This is a genomic window from Paraburkholderia sp. BR10937, assembly GCF_040965695.1.
GTDB lineage: Bacteria > Pseudomonadota > Gammaproteobacteria > Burkholderiales > Burkholderiaceae > Paraburkholderia.
Genome location: NZ_JBFRCL010000003.1, coordinates 154,298 through 170,285, shown reverse-complemented (window position 1 = coordinate 170,285; position 15,988 = coordinate 154,298). Strand labels below are relative to the sequence as shown.

Below are 15,988 nucleotides of genomic sequence, written 5' to 3'. Positions count from 1 at the left end.
ATGAGCACCACGCGGGGTCCGTTCTCGCGCGATTCGAGCCTGCGCAACGCGCCCGGCCCGGCCTACACGCGTCCGCGCGCGCTGCTCGCCATTCCGCTGCTCGGCGTGCTGGTGCTCGTGCTGCTGTGGGCGGTCATCTTCACGCGTCTGTCCGTCGAGAAGGAGGCGACCATGCGCGAGGCCACGGCCTCGGCGGCGATCCTCTCAGCGGCGCTCGAACAGCACACCGTCAAGGCGATCCACCAGGTCGACCAGATCACGCGCTTCGTGAAGTACGAGTTCGAAAAGTCGCCGGGCCGCTTCGATCTCGGCAGCACGGTCGAGAAGGGTGTGGTGCAGAGCGACTCGCTCGTGCAGGTGTCGATCATCGACGAGCACGGCACGCTCGTCGCCAACACGGCCGAACCGAATCCCAAGCCCATCGACCTCTCGGACCGCGAGCACTTCAAGGTGCACGAGCACGAGAACGACGACCAGCTTTATATCAGCAAGCCGGTGCTCGGCCGCGTGTCCGCCCACTGGACCCTGCAGATGACGCGCCGCCTCAATCATCCGGACGGCTCGTTCGCGGGCGTCGTCGTGGTTTCTGAGGACCCGAGCTACTTCACGAGCGACTTCTACAACAACGCCGCGATCGGCCGTGACGGCGTGATCGCCGTGATCTCGGACAGCGGCGCCGTGCTCGCGCGCCGCACGGGCAGCGCCGAGCGCGCGAACGGCACGTTCTCCGCAAGCGGCGTGTATCCCATTTCCGAGCATGTGTCGGGCACCTACGTCGACCCGATCGATCACGTCACGCGCATCGTCTCGTACCGCCATATCGATGGCTATCCGCTCGCCGTGCTGGTCGGTCTCTCGCAGGCCGAGGAATTCGCCGACTACAACCACACGCGTGACGTCTACCTGATGATGGCGACGTTCATCTCGCTCGCCATGCTCTCGTTCTTCGCCGTGGCCACGGGACTGATCGGCAAGCTGCTCGGGCGCGAGCGCGAGATGTCGCAGCTCGTGCAGTACGACCTGCTCACGGGCCTGCCCAACCGCTACGCCACGCTGCAGCGCCTGCGCCATGAAGTCTCGCAGCCGGGCAACCTCGGGCGCCTCGCCATCCTCTTCATCGACCTCGACAACTTCAAGACGGTCAACGACACGCTCGGCCACAACGCCGGCGACATCGTGCTGCAGATGAGCGCCGCGCGCCTCGCCGACGCCGTGGGCGGCGCGGGCACGCTCGCGCGTATCGGCGGCGACGAGTTCGTGGTGATCGTCAAGGGCGACGACATCGAAAAACGCGCGATCGCGCTCGCCGAAGCCACCAACGCCGCGTTCACACATCCGTTCGACGTGCGCGGCAGCGCCTTCGTGCTGCACGCGAGCACGGGCATCGCGCTCTTCGCGGTCGCGCACGAAAGCGAAATCGATCTGCTCAAGAAGGCCGACCTCGCGATGTATGCCGCGAAGGAAGCCGGACGCAACTGCTTTCGCTTCTACTCGCCGCAGCTCGCCCACCGCGCCGATCACTTGATGAAGTGGGAGCAGCAATTGCGCGTCGCGCTCGCCGAAGACCAGCTCTTTCTCGCCTATCAGCCGAAGATCGATCTGCGCCGGCGCTGCATCACGGGCTTCGAGGCGCTCGTGCGCTGGAACCATCCGCAATACGGGCTGATTCCCGCGGGCGAGTTCATTCCCGTGGCCGAATCCACGGGCCTCATCGTGCCGGTAGGCGACTTCGTGATCCGCACCGCGTGCGCGCAGCTCGCGCAGTGGCAGCAGCAGGGCTACGAGTCGCTCACGCTCGCCATCAACATCTCGGCGGTGCAGTTCTGGCGCGGCGACCTGTACGAGACCGTGGCACGCGCCATCGAGGAAACCGGCATTGCCGCGCACCGGCTCGAACTCGAGATCACCGAAACCGCGATGATGGAGTACCCGGAGCTGGTATCGGAGAAAATCTTCGCGCTCAAGCGCCTTGGCGTGCGCGTCGCGCTCGACGACTTCGGCACCGGCTATTCGTCGCTCTCCTACCTGAACCGCTTCGCCGTCGACACGCTCAAGGTCGACCGCTCGTTCGTGCAGGCCATCCCCGCCGACCGCAGCGTGTGTGTGATGGTCTCGGCGATCGTCAATCTCGCGCGCTCGCTCGGGCTCACGGTGGTCGTCGAGGGCACCGAAACCGAGGAGCAGATCGCGTGGCTCTCCGCGCTCGGCCCGATCGAGGCGCAGGGCTTCCTGTTCTCGCGCCCCGTGCCCGTGGAAGGCGTGGCCGCGCTGATCGAGCGCTTCGGCGTGTGCAGCGCGACGCAGCCGGCGGGCACGCAAGCCGCACGCGAAGAGCGCCGCAGCGAGCGGCTGAGCGACGCGCCGCAATCGCGCTGACGCAGGGACAGCGCGCAGGTTGCGCATTTTCCACGGGTTATTCAGTGAGTTGCGCGAAGCGCGTGCCTTCGCGCACAGACCCGCACGGACCTTCGCACGCATGATGCAGCCATGCAAACCCGCACCGACGAAGCGATCGCGGCGCCAATCCGCGACCACCACGAACCGCTCCTCACGCTCTTTCGCGTCGTGCTGACCGTCTCCGCGGTCTCATGGGGCGGCCTCGCACTCATGGCGCAACTCGAGCAGCACTACGTGGAGCGCGAAACGCGTCTCACGCAAACCGCGTTCTCGGATCTGGTAGCACTCGCCTGGATGGTGCCGGGGCCGGTGGGCTGCAACGTCGCGGTGCAACTCGGCCATGCGCTGCGCGGACGCGCGGGCGCCTGGGTCGCAGGCGCGGCGAGCGTGCTGCCCTTCTTCGCGCTGATGACGCTGTTCGCCATTTTCTACCGCACACCGCTCGTGCACGCGGTCGCCTCGCGTACGCTGCTCGACCATTTCAGCGTGGTGCTCGCCATGCTGATCGGCGTGACCTGGTACCGGCAAACGCGTGCGCTCGTGCGCGGCCCGCTTGAATGGGGCGTGGCGATCGCAGCCTGCGCGGCCCTCGCGCTCGCGGCGAGCGGCGCGGCCTACGTGGCGATTCTGCTCGTTGCGTTTGCCGCGGGTTGGCTCGCGAGCCCGGTGCGTTCGCAGCGGCTCGAGTTGCGCGTGACGCGGCGCGACGTGCAGTTGCTCGCCGCGCTGGCCGCGCTGATCGTCGTGTTCGCACTGCCGCTGCCGCATGCGCTCGACTCGGCGCTGCTCTGGCCGCGTCTCGCGGGCGCGGGCATGACGCTGTTCGGCGGCGGCTTTTCGGCGCTGCCCGTGTTGAAAACGCTGTTCGTCACGCCCGCGGTCGGCATCACCAACGACGACTTCACGCTGGCGTTCACGCTCTCGCCGCTTTCGCCGGGGCCGCTTCTGAACGTGGTGCCCTTCTTCGGCTATCTCGTCGATGGCTGGGTCGGCGCGCTCGTCGCCACGCTCGCGCTGTTCGTGCCGTCGGGCTGCCTCGTCGTGCTCGCGCGGCGCCACCTGCACCGCATGAAGGCGAACCTGCGCTTCGAGCACGCCATGCGCGTGCTGCGCGCCGCGACCACCGCGTTCCTCGCGATTGCCGTCTGGCATATCGCGCGGCACGTGCCGTTGCATCTGTCGTATCTGCTGACGGCCGTCTTCTCGGCGATGTGCTTCGGCAAGCTCAGGCTCCCCGCCTACGCGGTTTACGCGACGGTGGGACTCGCGTGCGGGGCGCGGCTGCTGCTGGCCTGAAGCACGCGTTCACGCAGTGATCAACGCGCCCCCGTAAAGCCGCCGAAGAACGCGCGCGCGTTGTCTTCGAGGCTTTCGAGGTGATAGCCGCCTTCCTGCACGATCACCGAAGGCAGGCCGAGCGCGCCGATCGCCGTGCCGAGCCGGCCGAAGCCTCCGGTCGTTACGGCGACCTTCGACTGCGGATCGTCCTTGTAGATGTCAAAGCCTAGCGCCAGCACGAGCGCGTCCGGCTCGAAGCGCCCAAGGACGCGCAGCGCCGCTTCCACGCGCTCGAAGAAGTCGGCTTCCGATGCGCCATGCGGCATCGGCAGATTGACGTTGTAGCCCTCGCCCGCGCCGTCGCCGCGCTCGTCCTCGTAGCCCGCCACCACGGGATAGAAGTTGGTCGGGTCGCCATGGATCGAGATATAGAGCACGTCGCTGCGGCCGTAGAAGATCTCCTGGACGCCCTGGCCGTGGTGCATGTCGGTGTCGAGGATCGCCACGCGCGCGAAGCGGCTGCGCAGCGATTGCGCCGCGATGGCCGCGTTGTTCAGATAGCAGAAGCCGCCGGCCGCGTCCGCGCGGGCATGATGGCCGGGCGGACGCGAGAGCGCATACGACTCGCGCGCGCCCTCGTTCACGCATGCGGCGGCCGCCAGCGCGCTTTGCGCCGACCAGTAGGCCGCGCGCCAGGTGTTCGCACCGATGGGGCAACTGCCGTCCGCGAGATAGCGCGCCGCCTGCGCGAGCACGCCGCGCAGCGGATTCGGCTCGCGCACGTAAATGTTCGACATCACCTCTTCGCCCCAATCCTCGGGCACGCGCTTCCATTCGGTGTGCGCTTCCTCGAGAAAACGCAGATAGTTCATGTCGTGCACGGCGGCGATGGGCGCGGTACCGAAGTCGGCGGGCGCCTGCACGTCGAAGCCGAGCGAGCGCGCCGCGGCAACCAGATGCTCGGCGCGCTGCGGCACTTCCTGCGGGGCACGCAACTGGCCGCGCGAGAAATAGGCGCGCGGATGGTGCAGCAGCTGATCGGGGTGGAACCAGGTCTTCATGTTCAGTTCTCCTCTTTACGCGTCGGCGGCAACAATCAAGCGCACGCCTGCGCGCACCGCGACGGCGTTGAGCAGCACGTTCGCGCCGGCGGTGACGTCTTCCGGCAAGGCGTCCTCGGCCTCGTTGTGCGAGAGGCCGTCCACGCAGGGAATGAACACCATCGCGGTCGGGCAGTAGCGTGCGAGGTGGATCGCGTCGTGGCCCGCACCGCTCACGATACGCTCGTGCGGATAACCGAAGCGCGCCGTTGCCTGCTCGACCAGTTCGACGCACTGCGCGTCGAACGGCGTGGCGGGGCTCGTCCAGCAATGCGCGATCTGCACGCCGAGGCCGCGCTGTGCGGCCACGTCCGCGCATAGCGCGCGCAAGTCGCGCTCCATCGCGTCGAGTTGCGCATCGTCGGGATGGCGCAGATCGACGGTGAACGTCAGGTTCGCCGCGATCGTGTTGCGCGACGCGTTCGCGATCTGCGCCTGGCCGATCGTCACCAGACCGAGCGGTGCGTAGCGCGCCATCGTGCGCTCGATCTCGAGCGACATCTGCGCCGCGCCGAACCATGCATCCTTGCGATAGCGCATTGGCGTCGTCCCCGCGTGCGCGGCCACGCCCGTGACACTCACGTCGAACCAGCGGATCGCCTGGCCGCCCGTCACGACGCCGATGGTCGTCTCGTTCGCCTCCAGAATCGGGCCCTGCTCGATATGGGCCTCGAAGTAGGCATCGACGGCCACGCCTTGCACGGCACGCGTGCCGCGCGCGCCGCAGGCGTCGAGCGCCGCGCCGAGCGTCACGCCGTCGGCGTCCGTGCGCGCCAGGGCGTCCGCCGGCGTCATCGCGCCCGCGAACACCGCCGAGCCCAGCATCGCCGGCGTGAAGCGCGCGCCCTCCTCGTTGGTCCACGAGCAGATCTCGACAGGCTTCACGGTGCGTGCGCCCGCATCGTTGAGCGCGCGCACGACTTCGAGCGCGGCGAGCACGCCGTAGACGCCGTCGAAACGGCCGCCTTCGGGCTGCGTGTCGAGGTGACTGCCCATCAGCACCGGCGCGGCCTGCGCGTCGTCGCCATCGCGGCGCGCGAACAGGTTCCCCACTTCGTCGGTCCACACCGTCATGCCCGCCTCGCGGCACCAGCGCGCGAACAGGTCACGCCCGCGCCGGTCTTCTTCGCTGAGCGCGAGGCGGCGCACGCCGCCGCCCGCCGTCGCGCCAATGCGCGCCATCTCCATGAGGCTCGCCCACAGGCGCGGGCCGTCGATCCGCAAAAGGTCTTTCATCGGTCCATCCATTTCAGTCGAACTAGTCATTCCAAGTGCGCAACATCAGCGCGCATCAACGCGTAATGAGCGCCTCGGCGGCCGCCTCGTCGAGCGCATGCTGGTGGCGGCGCGCGTCGAGCGCGACGATGCACAGCAGCGAGACGCCCGCGAGGCACGTATAGAACACGGCGAGCGGCCACCACTGCCCCACATGGCGATGCGCGAGCCACGTGCCGACGAGCGGTGTGAGGCCGCCCGCGATCGCGCCGCACACCTGGTAGGAGAGCGAAATCGCGGAGTAGCGCACGCGCGTGGGGAACACCCCGGAAACGAAGCCGGCGATCACCGAATAGAAGCTCGCCATGCAGACCACGGCGATCGCGATACCGATCACCATCGGCACGACCTTGCCGGTCTGCACGAGCACGAACATCGGATACGGCGAAAGCATCGCCGCGAGCGCCGCGCACTTGAGGAAGCGCGCGCCGCCCATGCGTTCGGCGAGCCACGCGGCGAGCGGCTGCACGAGGAACTGGATGATCGCGACCGCGAACAGACAGTCGAGAATCAGCGAGCGCGTGATGCCGACGTACTGCGTGGTGTAGGCGATCATGAACGTGTTGGTGAAGTACACGCCCGCAATGCCGATGGTATTCGCGCCGATGCACAGCAGCACGAGGCCCCACGCCGAGCGGAACACTTCGGCGACAGGCAGCTTGAGCGTGCGGCGCTGGTCCTTGAGCTTCTCGAACTCGGGCGACTCGTTCACGCCGAGGCGGATCATGATGCCGACCACGAGCAGCACCGCGGAAACGAGAAACGGCAGACGCCAGCCCCAGGAAAGAAAGTCGGCCTTGTCGAGCGACGTGACCGAGCGGAACGCGAGCAGCGAAAGAATCAGGCCGGCCGGCGAGCCCAGTTGCGCGAACGAGGCGAAGAACGTGCGGCGGCCTTCAGGCGCATGCTCGCCCGCCATCAGCACCGCGCCGCCCCACTCGCCGCCCACGGCGATGCCCTGCACCACGCGCAGCAGCACGAGCAGCACCGGCGCGAGCATTCCCACGCTCGCATACGAAGGCAGCAAGCCGACGCAGACGGTCGCGACGCCCATCATCATCAGCGTGGTCATGAGCGCCTTCTTGCGGCCGATGCGGTCGCCGAGATGGCCGAAGATCAGGCCGCCGAGCGGACGCGCGAAGAACCCGACGGCGAAGGTCGCGAACGACGCCATCGTGCTCACGAAGCGGTCTTCAGAAGGGAAATACAGCTCGCCGAACACGAGCGCGGCGGCCGTGGCGTAGATGTAGAAGTCGTACCACTCGATCATCGTGCCGATGAACGCCGCGGCGGCGGCGCGCACCGGTTGCCGGGTGCTGGGTGCTGGGTTAGCCATGCGTCGGTCTCCTTCAGGCCTCAGGCGCGTTTGGGATGCGTTTGTGTTGCATGCACGCTTTATCGCCAGCCACAAATCATTAGTCAAATTTCGCGTTATTATTCTCCACATAAATTTAACTAATACCCTTGGCGCACCCGTGCGCCGGGAGACCGTCCATGCGCGCCGACACCACCCGCTTTCTCAACGACCGTCTCGACTGGAACCTGCTGCGCACCTATCTCGCGATCATGCAGGAGCGCAGCCTGAGCCGCGCCGCCGCGCGCCTGTACGTCACGCAGCCGGCCGTGAGCCAGGCGCTCAAGCGCCTCGAAGACGCGCTCGGCCGCAAGCTCATCGAGCGCCGCGGCGCGCAGTTCGTGCCGACCGAGGCGGGCGAAGAGGTCTATCGCATCGCGAGCGACATCTACGGCACGATTTCCCAGCTCGAAACCGGGCTCGACGAGCGCACCGCCGACATCACCGGCTCGATCCGCCTGCTCACGGTGAGCCGCATCGAGTCGCGCGTGTACGACGAATTTCTCGCGGAATTCCACACGGCCTACCCGCGCATCGATCTGCAGATCGAGGTGATGCGCTCGTCGGACATCATCTCGTCGCTGCTGCAGAAGACCGCGACGGCGGGCTTGAGCCTGTGCCGCACCCCCATCGACAAGCTGGACATGCGCTGCTTCCTGCGCCAGCGCTACGCGATGTTCTGCGGCCGGCATCACCGGCTCTTCGGCCTCTCGCAGCTGACGATGGACGACCTGCTCGCCGAGAACTTCGTCTCCTTCACGAGCGACCAGATTGGCGACAGCCTGTCGCCGCTCACGGTTTTTCGCGACCAGCGCGGCTTCACGGGGCGGATCGTGGCGTCGTCACCGAGTCTGGACGAAGTGCGGCGGCTGATCTTTGCGGGCTACGGCATTGGCTGCCTGCCCGAGCATACGGTGCGGGACGATCTGGCGCGGCAGCGGCTGTGGCGGCTGCCGCCGGAGGACGGGCTCGTGGACGTCGATATCCACTTGCTGTGGCATCGCGAACGCAAGCGCAATGCGGCCGAAGAAGCGTTCTTCGACGCGATGGAACGCTGCATGCAGCGCCACGCGCTCGCGGAGCGCCTGTAGCGCGTCAGGCGCGAGCCGCGAACGTTGCAGGAGAAACGATCAGAACCCGCGCGCGAGCACGGCAACGCCGATCGTCACGATCCCGAGCACGAGATTGATGACGACGAGCCGGCGCACGGTGCCCACGGCGCGCGCGCCGTCGGGCCACTTCTGCGCCTGCACGGCGCGGCGGATGCGCGGAAACACGGCGAAGCGGATGTGGCCGAAGATCAGCATCATCAGCACGCCGAGGCCCGCCATGGCATGCAGTTGCCAGGTGGCGTGCTCGCCGCCGAACTGCATGAGCAGGAAGCCGCCGCTCAGCAGGATCACGATGACCGAGACGCCCACCCAGTTGAAGAAGCGGCCGAACACCGATTCGATGAGCGGCAGGCGCAGCTGCGGCGAGAGGTCCTCGAGCGCCGGGCGCAGACAGAAGTGCGCGAAGATCATGCCGCCCACCCAGACGGCGACGCCCAGCAGATGCAGAAAGAGCGCGACTGCGATCGCGTGGCCCATGCTTGATTTCCCTCGTAACGTGTCATTATCGGCGGCATGTCGACGGGAGTGAGTGCAACGCACTCCCGTCCCATGCCTTTGCGCGGCATTATTCCATGCCGCGCCGCGATTCGCGCCGGATATGTGTCGGCCGGAGTTGATGCTTTAGCACCTTGCGATCCGGAGTTAGCGCTTTAGCGCTTACTCCGGTCCCACGCAGAGCGCCCCCGGCCCCATGCAGAGCCGCTCTTTTACTGCGGCAACACCGGACGCATGCCTGTCACGACCTTGAGCTTCGAGTCCGGCGCGCGGCCCTTGCGTGCGCGCTTGCCGATCTGCGGGGCCAGCACCGCGCCCGCCATCAGGTCCTCGGTCGCCTTGCCGCCGCGGCCCGTGCCCACGAGCACGACGCCCGCCGCGCTGATCGCGAGCGCCTGCACGAGCTTCTCGTTGTCGTCGAGCTGCATGAGCGTGACGCCACGTCCACCGCCCGAGAGCGTCTTCATCTCGTCGAGGCCGAACACGAGCAAACGACCGCCCGACGACAGGCACGCCACCTGCAGCGCGTCGGGCAGCATCGGCATCGGCGCGAGCGGCACGCAGCCCTCGTCGATCGTCATGAACGCCTTGCCCGCCTTCACGCGGCTCACCATGTCGCCGATCTTCGCGATGAAGCCGAAGCCGTTGCTCGACGCCAGCAGCAATTGCTGTTCCGCATTCGCCGCGAAGTAATGCAGCAGATGCGTACCCGCTTCGAGTTCGATGAGCGACGTGACCGGCACGCCGTCACCGCGGCCGCCGGGCAGATTCGCAATCGACACCGAATAGACACGGCCGTTGCTGCCCCACGCGATGAGCGTGTCGGGCGTGCGGCACTGGAACGCCGCATAGAGGCCGTCGCCGGCCTTGAACGTGAAGCCTTGCGTATCGAGCCCGTGGCCCTTGAGCGCACGCACCCAGCCCTTCTGCGAGACGACGACCGTGACCGGCTCGTCCACCACGCGCGCTTCGAAGCTCGCCCGCTTTTCCTGCTGGATCAGCGTGCGGCGATCGTCGCCGTACTGTTTCGCGTCGGATTCGATTTCCTTCACGATGAGCCGCTTCATCGACGCATCGTTCGCGAGCAGTTCTTCGAGCTTCGCCTTCTCTTCGCGCAGTTCCGCGAGTTCCTTCTCGATCTTGATCTTCTCGAGCCGCGCCAACTGACGCAGACGGATTTCAAGAATGTCTTCGGCCTGGCGCTCGGAAAGCCCGAATGCGCTCATCAGCGCGCTCTTGGGCTCGTCCGACTCGCGGATGATGCGGATCACCTCGTCGATATTGAGGAAGACGATCATCCGCCCTTCGAGGATATGGATGCGGTCGTCGACCTTCGTCAGGCGATGCTGCGTGCGGCGCGTGACCGTGGCGAAGCGGAAGCCGATCCACTCGCCCAGAATCTCGCTGATGCCCTTCTGGCGCGGACGGCCATCGGCGCCGATCATCACGAGATTCAGCGAAGCATTCGATTCGAGACTCGTGTTCGCGAGCAGCGAATTGACGAACTCGGCCTGGTCGATGCGGCTCGTCTTCGGCTCGAACACGAGGCGCACGGGCGCGTCCTTGCCCGACTCATCGCGCACGGCGTCGAGCAGCGCGAGCATGGTCTGCTTGCTCTGCAGCTGCTCGGGCGTGAGCGTCTTCTTGCCGAGCTTGAGCTTCGGGTTCGTCAGTTCCTCGATCTCTTCGAGCACCTTCTGGCCCGACGTGTTCGGCGGCAGCTCGGTCACCACGAGCTGCCACTGGCCGCGCGCGAGCTCCTCGATCTTCCAGCGCGCGCGCACCTTGAGGCTGCCGCGGCCCGACTCGTAGGCCGCCGCAATTTCCGCGTCGCTCGAAATGATCTGGCCGCCGCCCGGGAAATCGGGCCCCGGCAGCCTCTCCATGATCTCCGCATGCGAAAGCTTCGGGTTGCGAATCATCGCCACCGCCGCCGACGCGACTTCGCGCAGGTTATGCGAGGGAATTTCGGTGGCGAGACCCACCGCGATGCCCGACGCGCCGTTGAGCAGCAGCATCGGCAGGCGCGCGGGCAGCGTCTTCGGCTCCTGGAACGAGCCGTCGTAGTTCGGCATGAAATCGACGGTGCCCATGTCGATTTCATCGAGCAGCAGCTTGGCGATGGGCGTCAGGCGCGCTTCGGTGTAGCGCATGGCCGCCGCGCCGTCGCCGTCGCGCGAGCCGAAATTGCCCTGGCCGTCGATGAGCGGGTAGCGCATCGAGAAGTCCTGGGCGAGACGCACGAGCGCGTCGTAGGCCGACTGGTCGCCGTGCGGGTGGTACTTGCCGAGCACGTCGCCCACCACGCGCGCCGACTTCACGGGCTTGGCGTTGTCGCCCAGGCCCATTTCGTTCATCGCGAAGAGAATGCGCCGCTGCACCGGCTTCTGGCCGTCGCAGACGTCGGGCAGCGCGCGGCCCTTCACCACGCTCACCGCGTAGTCGAGATAGGCGCGTTCCGCGTAGTGGCCGAGCGTGAGCGTGTCGCCGTTCGGGGCGTCCGCCACTTCAGCAAAGAGATCGTCCATGTTTCAATCAGTCCGTAATCGTGTGTGCGCCTGCGCGTATCAGATATCCGCTTCGACTTCGTTGCCCTTCTCTTCGAGCCACGAACGGCGCGAGGCCGCTTCGCCCTTGCCCATGAGCATCGTCATGCGCGCGACCGTGGACTCGTAGTCGAGGTCGCCGAGCGCGATGGGCGAGAGGCGCCGCGTGTCGGGGTTCATCGTCGTGTCCCAGAGCTGCTCGGCGCTCATTTCGCCCAGACCCTTGAAGCGGCTGATGGTCCATTGCGTTTCGCGCACGCCGTCCTTGCGCAGCTTGTCGAGGATCGCTTCGAGTTCGCCTTCGTCGAGCGCATAGAGCTTCTGCGCGGGCTTCTTGCCGCGCGCGGGCGCATCCACACGGAACAGCGGCGGGCGCGCCACGCACACGTGACCGCGCTCGATGAGCTGCGGGAAATGCTTGAAGAACAGCGTGAGCAGCAGCACCTGGATGTGCGAGCCGTCGACGTCGGCATCGGACAGAATGCAGATCTTGCCGTAGCGCAGATTCGAGAGATCGACCGTCTCGTCGGGGCTGTGCGGATCGACGCCGATCGCCACCGAAATGTCGTGCACTTCGTTGTTCGCGAAGAGCCGGTCGCGCTCGGTCTCCCAGGTGTTGAGCACCTTGCCGCGCAGCGGCAGGATGGCCTGGTACTCCTTGTCGCGGCCCATCTTCGCGGAACCGCCGGCCGAGTCGCCCTCCACGAGGAAGAGTTCGTTGCGCGCGATGTCGGTCGATTCGCAGTCGGTGAGCTTGCCGGGCAGCACGGCCACGCCCGAGCTCTTGCGCTTCTCGACCTTCTGGCCCGCGCGCGTGCGCGCCTGCGCCTGCTTGATGACGAGATCGGCGAGCTTCTTGCCGTGCTCGACGTGCTGGTTGAGCCACAGCTCCAGAGCGGGACGCGCGAACGACGAAACGAGCTTGACGGCGTCGCGGCTGTTCAGGCGCTCCTTGATCTGCCCCTGGAACTGCGGGTCGAGCACCTTGGCCGAGAGCACGAACGAGACGCGCGCAAAGACGTCTTCGGGCAGCAGCTTCACGCCTTTCGGCTGAAGATTGTGCAACTCGACGAAGCTCTTCACGGCCTGGAACAGACCGTCGCGCAGGCCGCTTTCATGCGTGCCGCCCGCGGGCGTCGGGATCAGGTTCACGTACGACTCGCGCGTGAGCGAGCCTTCCTCGCTCCACGCCACGACCCAGGCGGCGCCCTCGCCTTCGGCGAAGGTGTCGTCGGTGGTGCGCGCGTCGGCGTAGCGCTCGCCTTCGAACAGCGGGATCAGCAGGTCGGCGCCGCCCATGCCTTCGAGCAGATAGCCGCGCAGGCCGTCTTCATACTTCCAGCTCTGGCGCTCGCCGGTCTTCTCGATGACGAGTTCGACCTCGACGCCCGGCAGCAGCACGGCCTTCGAGCGCAGCAGACGCTGCAGTTCGCCGAGCGGCAGATTGGGCGAGTCGAAATACTTCGGATCGGCCCACGCGGTCACGCGCGTGCCGCTCTTCTTGTCGTCGCGCGCGGCGTTGCGCGTGGTGAGTTGCCTCGTGACGTTGCCGTCCGAGAAGCCGATTTCGGCGACCTTGCCGTCGCGCCAGACGGTCACGTCGAGGCGCGTGGACAGCGCATTGGTGACCGAAACGCCCACGCCGTGCAGGCCGCCCGAGAACGTATAGGCGCCGCCGGCGGCCTTGTCGAACTTGCCGCCCGCGTGCAGGCGGGTGAAGACGATCTCGACGACGGGCACCTTCTCGTCGGGGTGCAGGCCGAAGGGAATGCCGCGGCCGTCGTCCTCGACGGAGACGGAATGATCGGCGTGCAGCGTCACAGTGATGCGCTTGCCGTAGCCGCCGAGCGCTTCGTCCGAGGCGTTGTCGATGACTTCCTGGATGATGTGCAGCGGATTCTCGGTGCGCGTATACATGCCCGGCCGCTGCCGGACGGGCTCGAGGCCCTTGAGCACCTTGATCGACGCTTCGCTATAGCCAGTGTTTCCAGCGTTGGACTTCTTCGTTGACATGGTGATCCACAGGGGGTTGTCCGCGCGCTTGTCCACAGGTCCTGTGGACATCTGCGGGGAAAACGCGTTGAGCGTTCAAAAAAACCGATACGAAACAACGGGGTGAACCGGCTGCGCGCCGTGGTGGCAGGTGCGCTCGCGGCGGCGCGGTGGTTCGCGTAGTTGTTCGAATTCGCGAGGTATTGTACTGATTTGGGCTCGCACGGCAATTTGCCTGGGGGTTGGCTGGCTGAACGGATGACTACGGCCCGCCCGCCTTAAAAAAAAGCGGCCTACATCAGGCCGCTTTCTCTCGCATCACTTGCGCTTGCTCTCCAGCTCCTCCCACCGCTCCAGCGCGACGAGCAATTCCTCGTCGATCGCCGCGTAGCGCTCGGTGAGCCGCGTGCCTTCGGCCGCGTCCTTCGCGAAGATCGAGCCGTCCTCGATCTTCGCGCCGATCGTCTTCTGCTCCGTCTCCAGCGCCTCGATACGCTTGGGCAGTTCCTCGAGCTCGCGCTGCTCCTTGAATGAAAGCTTCACAGTGCGCTGCGCATTGCGCCCCGCCGCGCTCTCCTTGGGTGCGGCAGCCGCAGGCGCCGCTTCTTTCGGCGCGCGCGCCTCGGCAATCTCTTGCGCACGCGTGCTCTGCGTCTGCCAGTCCGTGAAGCCGCCCACGTACTCGCGCCAGCGCCCTTCGCCCTCGGACGCGATCACCGAAGTCACCACGTTGTCGAGGAACGCGCGATCGTGGGAGACGAGCAGCACGGTGCCGTCGTAGTCGGTGAGCAACTCTTCGAGCAGTTCGAGCGTCGGGATGTCGAGGTCGTTGGTCGGTTCGTCGAGCACGAGCACGTTCGCGGGCCGCGCAAATAAACGCGCGAGCAGCAGGCGATTGCGCTCGCCGCCCGAGAGCGACTTCACGGGCGAGCGCGCCCGTTCGGGCGCGAACAGGAAGTCGCCGAGATAGCTCATCACGTGCTTCTTCGCGCCGTTGATCTCGACCCAGTCGCTGCCGGGGCTGATGGTATCGGCGAGGCTCTTTTCCATGTCGAGTTGCGCGCGCATCTGGTCGAAGTACGCAACCTGCAGGTTCGTGCCCACGCGCACGGTGCCTTCGTCGGGCTTCAACGCGCCGAGAATCAGCTTCAGCAGCGTGGTCTTGCCCGCGCCGTTCGGACCGACGAAGCCGATCTTGTCGCCGCGCAGGACCGTCGACGAGAAGTTGTCGACGATCGTGCGGCCGCCATAGCGCTTGGTCACGTCCGTGAGTTCGGCGACGATCTTGCCGGACTTCTCGCCCTGCGCGACGTCGAGCTTCACGTTGCCCTGGACGTTGCGGCGCTCGGCGCGGTCGTTGCGCATCTGCACGAGGCGCGCGATGCGCCCCACGCTGCGCGTGCGCCGCGCTTCCACGCCCTTGCGGATCCACACTTCTTCCTGCGCGAGCAGCTTGTCGAACTTCTCGTTCTCCACGCGCTCGACTTCGAGCTGCTGGGCCTTGCGCTCCTGATACTGCGAGAAGTTGCCCGGATACGAGAGCAGCTTGCCGCGATCGAGTTCGACGATGCGCGTGGCCACGCGGTCGAGAAACGCGCGGTCGTGGGTGATGAAGAGCAGGCTCGAACGCTGCGCCACGAGCAGTTCTTCCAGCCAGCGGATGCCGTCGAAGTCGAGGTGGTTGGTCGGTTCGTCGAGCAGCAGGATATCGGGCTGCACGACGAGCGCGCGCGCAAGCGCCACGCGCTTTTGCATACCGCCCGAGAGCGCGCCCACGCGGGCGTCGCCTTCGAGGCCGATCTGCGCGAGCGTCGTCGAAACGCGCGTGCGCCAGCTCCAGGCATCGGCGTGATCGAGCGACGATTGCAGCGTGTTCATGCGCGCGAGCAGCGCGTCGTGTCCGGCACCTTCGGGCGTGTCCGCGAGCTGGTGCGCGACCGTGTCGTATTCGTCGAGCAGCGCGCGCACGTCGGCAAGTCCCGAGGCGACGGTGTCGAACACCGTGGCGTCGGCGTCGAAGTCGGGCTCCTGCGGCACGTAGACGGTCGAAAGCTCCTGCTGGCGCGTGACGAGGCCGTCGTCGGGCCTGGCGAGATCGGCGACGATCGTGAGCAGCGACGACTTGCCCGCGCCGTTGCGGCCGATCAGCCCGACGCGCTCGCCGGCTTCGAGCGAAAAGTCCGCGTGGTCGAGCAGCGCGACGTGGCCGAACGCCAGTTGCGCGTCTGTGATGGTGTAAAGCGACATGGATGGAAAGCGATGCGTGCGGTGGACCTGAAGGGGGCATTGTACCGGGCCGCGCAGGTCGGGCCTCCGCGTTTGGCTGCCCCATGGCGCGGCGGCACGCGAGCCGTTTTCCGGTAACATCGCGGGTCGCCCGCCCTGCCCTGCCTTGTAGTTAAAGGGCCGCATGACGGGCCACGCATCGAATCGACTAAA

10 protein-coding genes are annotated in these 15,988 nt (G+C 66.8%); 3 read left to right on the top strand and 7 right to left on the bottom strand.

The features are described 5' to 3' along the window. Together AB4Y44_RS04225 and AB4Y44_RS04220 are read left to right on the top strand one after the other, a co-directional pair. Complete coding sequence (locus AB4Y44_RS04225) at window positions 1–2,376, top strand: EAL domain-containing protein (RefSeq protein ID WP_342920976.1); 2,376 nt, start codon at window positions 1–3, stop codon at window positions 2,374–2,376. Between the two features lie 111 nt (window positions 2,377–2,487). Next, complete coding sequence (locus AB4Y44_RS04220; protein WP_368698789.1) at window positions 2,488–3,693, top strand: chromate transporter; 1,206 nt, start codon at window positions 2,488–2,490, stop codon at window positions 3,691–3,693. 20 nt (window positions 3,694–3,713) lie between these two features. Here AB4Y44_RS04220 and AB4Y44_RS04215 read toward each other — a convergent pair whose 3' ends face one another. Genes AB4Y44_RS04215 through AB4Y44_RS04205 form a run of 3 tightly spaced genes read right to left on the bottom strand, consistent with a single transcriptional unit; the run spans window position 3,714 to window position 7,386 of the window. After that, a complete protein-coding gene (locus AB4Y44_RS04215; RefSeq protein ID WP_368698788.1) occupies window positions 3,714–4,736 on the bottom strand; it encodes a histone deacetylase family protein in 1,023 nt (340 codons plus the stop codon). A gap of 15 nt (window positions 4,737–4,751) precedes the next feature. Continuing rightward, window positions 4,752–6,011 carry a Zn-dependent hydrolase gene (locus AB4Y44_RS04210; protein ID WP_368698787.1) on the bottom strand — a complete coding sequence of 420 codons (1,260 nt, stop codon included), beginning with the start codon at window positions 6,009–6,011 and terminating at the stop codon, window positions 4,752–4,754. Between the two features lie 55 nt (window positions 6,012–6,066). After that, the gene (locus AB4Y44_RS04205) at window positions 6,067–7,386 is read right to left on the bottom strand and encodes an MFS transporter (RefSeq protein ID WP_342920972.1); all 1,320 of its coding nucleotides are present in this window, start codon (window positions 7,384–7,386) and stop codon (window positions 6,067–6,069) included. Window positions 7,387–7,544: 158 nt separating this feature from the next. Between AB4Y44_RS04205 and AB4Y44_RS04200 the strand changes: the two genes are divergently transcribed. Then, a complete protein-coding gene (locus AB4Y44_RS04200) occupies window positions 7,545–8,495 on the top strand; it encodes a LysR family transcriptional regulator (protein WP_368698786.1) in 951 nt (316 codons plus the stop codon). Window positions 8,496–8,534: 39 nt separating this feature from the next. On the opposite strand, the gene AB4Y44_RS04195 is transcribed toward AB4Y44_RS04200, so the two are convergent. The 4 genes from AB4Y44_RS04195 to AB4Y44_RS04180 all read right to left on the bottom strand — a co-directional run bounded on the left by AB4Y44_RS04195 (window position 8,535) and on the right by AB4Y44_RS04180 (window position 15,796). Then, window positions 8,535–8,993, bottom strand: coding sequence for a CopD family protein (locus AB4Y44_RS04195; protein WP_324153249.1), 459 nt, complete (start codon window positions 8,991–8,993; stop codon window positions 8,535–8,537). A 230-nt stretch (window positions 8,994–9,223) separates the two neighbouring features. Next, the gene (gene parC, locus AB4Y44_RS04190; protein ID WP_342920971.1) at window positions 9,224–11,539 is read right to left on the bottom strand and encodes a DNA topoisomerase IV subunit A; all 2,316 of its coding nucleotides are present in this window, start codon (window positions 11,537–11,539) and stop codon (window positions 9,224–9,226) included. 39 nt (window positions 11,540–11,578) lie between these two features. Next, on the bottom strand, window positions 11,579–13,570 hold the full coding sequence (locus tag AB4Y44_RS04185; RefSeq protein ID WP_342921083.1) for a DNA topoisomerase IV subunit B: 1,992 nt from the start codon (window positions 13,568–13,570) through the stop codon (window positions 11,579–11,581). A gap of 297 nt (window positions 13,571–13,867) precedes the next feature. Then, on the bottom strand, window positions 13,868–15,796 hold the full coding sequence (locus AB4Y44_RS04180) for an ATP-binding cassette domain-containing protein (RefSeq protein WP_342920970.1): 1,929 nt from the start codon (window positions 15,794–15,796) through the stop codon (window positions 13,868–13,870). Window positions 15,797–15,988 lie beyond the last annotated feature (192 nt).

Excerpts from the sequence above, each read along its gene's own strand:
- AB4Y44_RS04220 (WP_368698789.1), top strand. The coding sequence starts at position 2,488 with ATGCAAACCCGCACCGACGAAGCGATCGCGGCGCCAATCCGCGACCAC.
- AB4Y44_RS04185 (WP_342921083.1), bottom strand. The coding sequence starts at position 13,570 with ATGTCAACGAAGAAGTCCAACGCTGGAAACACTGGCTATAGCGAAGCG.
- parC (WP_342920971.1), bottom strand. The coding sequence starts at position 11,539 with ATGGACGATCTCTTTGCTGAAGTGGCGGACGCCCCGAACGGCGACACG.
- AB4Y44_RS04215 (WP_368698788.1), bottom strand. The coding sequence starts at position 4,736 with ATGAAGACCTGGTTCCACCCCGATCAGCTGCTGCACCATCCGCGCGCC.
- AB4Y44_RS04200 (WP_368698786.1), top strand. The coding sequence starts at position 7,545 with ATGCGCGCCGACACCACCCGCTTTCTCAACGACCGTCTCGACTGGAAC.
- AB4Y44_RS04195 (WP_324153249.1), bottom strand. The coding sequence starts at position 8,993 with ATGGGCCACGCGATCGCAGTCGCGCTCTTTCTGCATCTGCTGGGCGTC.
- AB4Y44_RS04205 (WP_342920972.1), bottom strand. The coding sequence starts at position 7,386 with ATGGCTAACCCAGCACCCAGCACCCGGCAACCGGTGCGCGCCGCCGCC.
- AB4Y44_RS04225 (WP_342920976.1), top strand. The coding sequence starts at position 1 with ATGAGCACCACGCGGGGTCCGTTCTCGCGCGATTCGAGCCTGCGCAAC.
- AB4Y44_RS04180 (WP_342920970.1), bottom strand. The coding sequence starts at position 15,796 with ATGTCGCTTTACACCATCACAGACGCGCAACTGGCGTTCGGCCACGTC.
- AB4Y44_RS04210 (WP_368698787.1), bottom strand. The coding sequence starts at position 6,011 with ATGAAAGACCTTTTGCGGATCGACGGCCCGCGCCTGTGGGCGAGCCTC.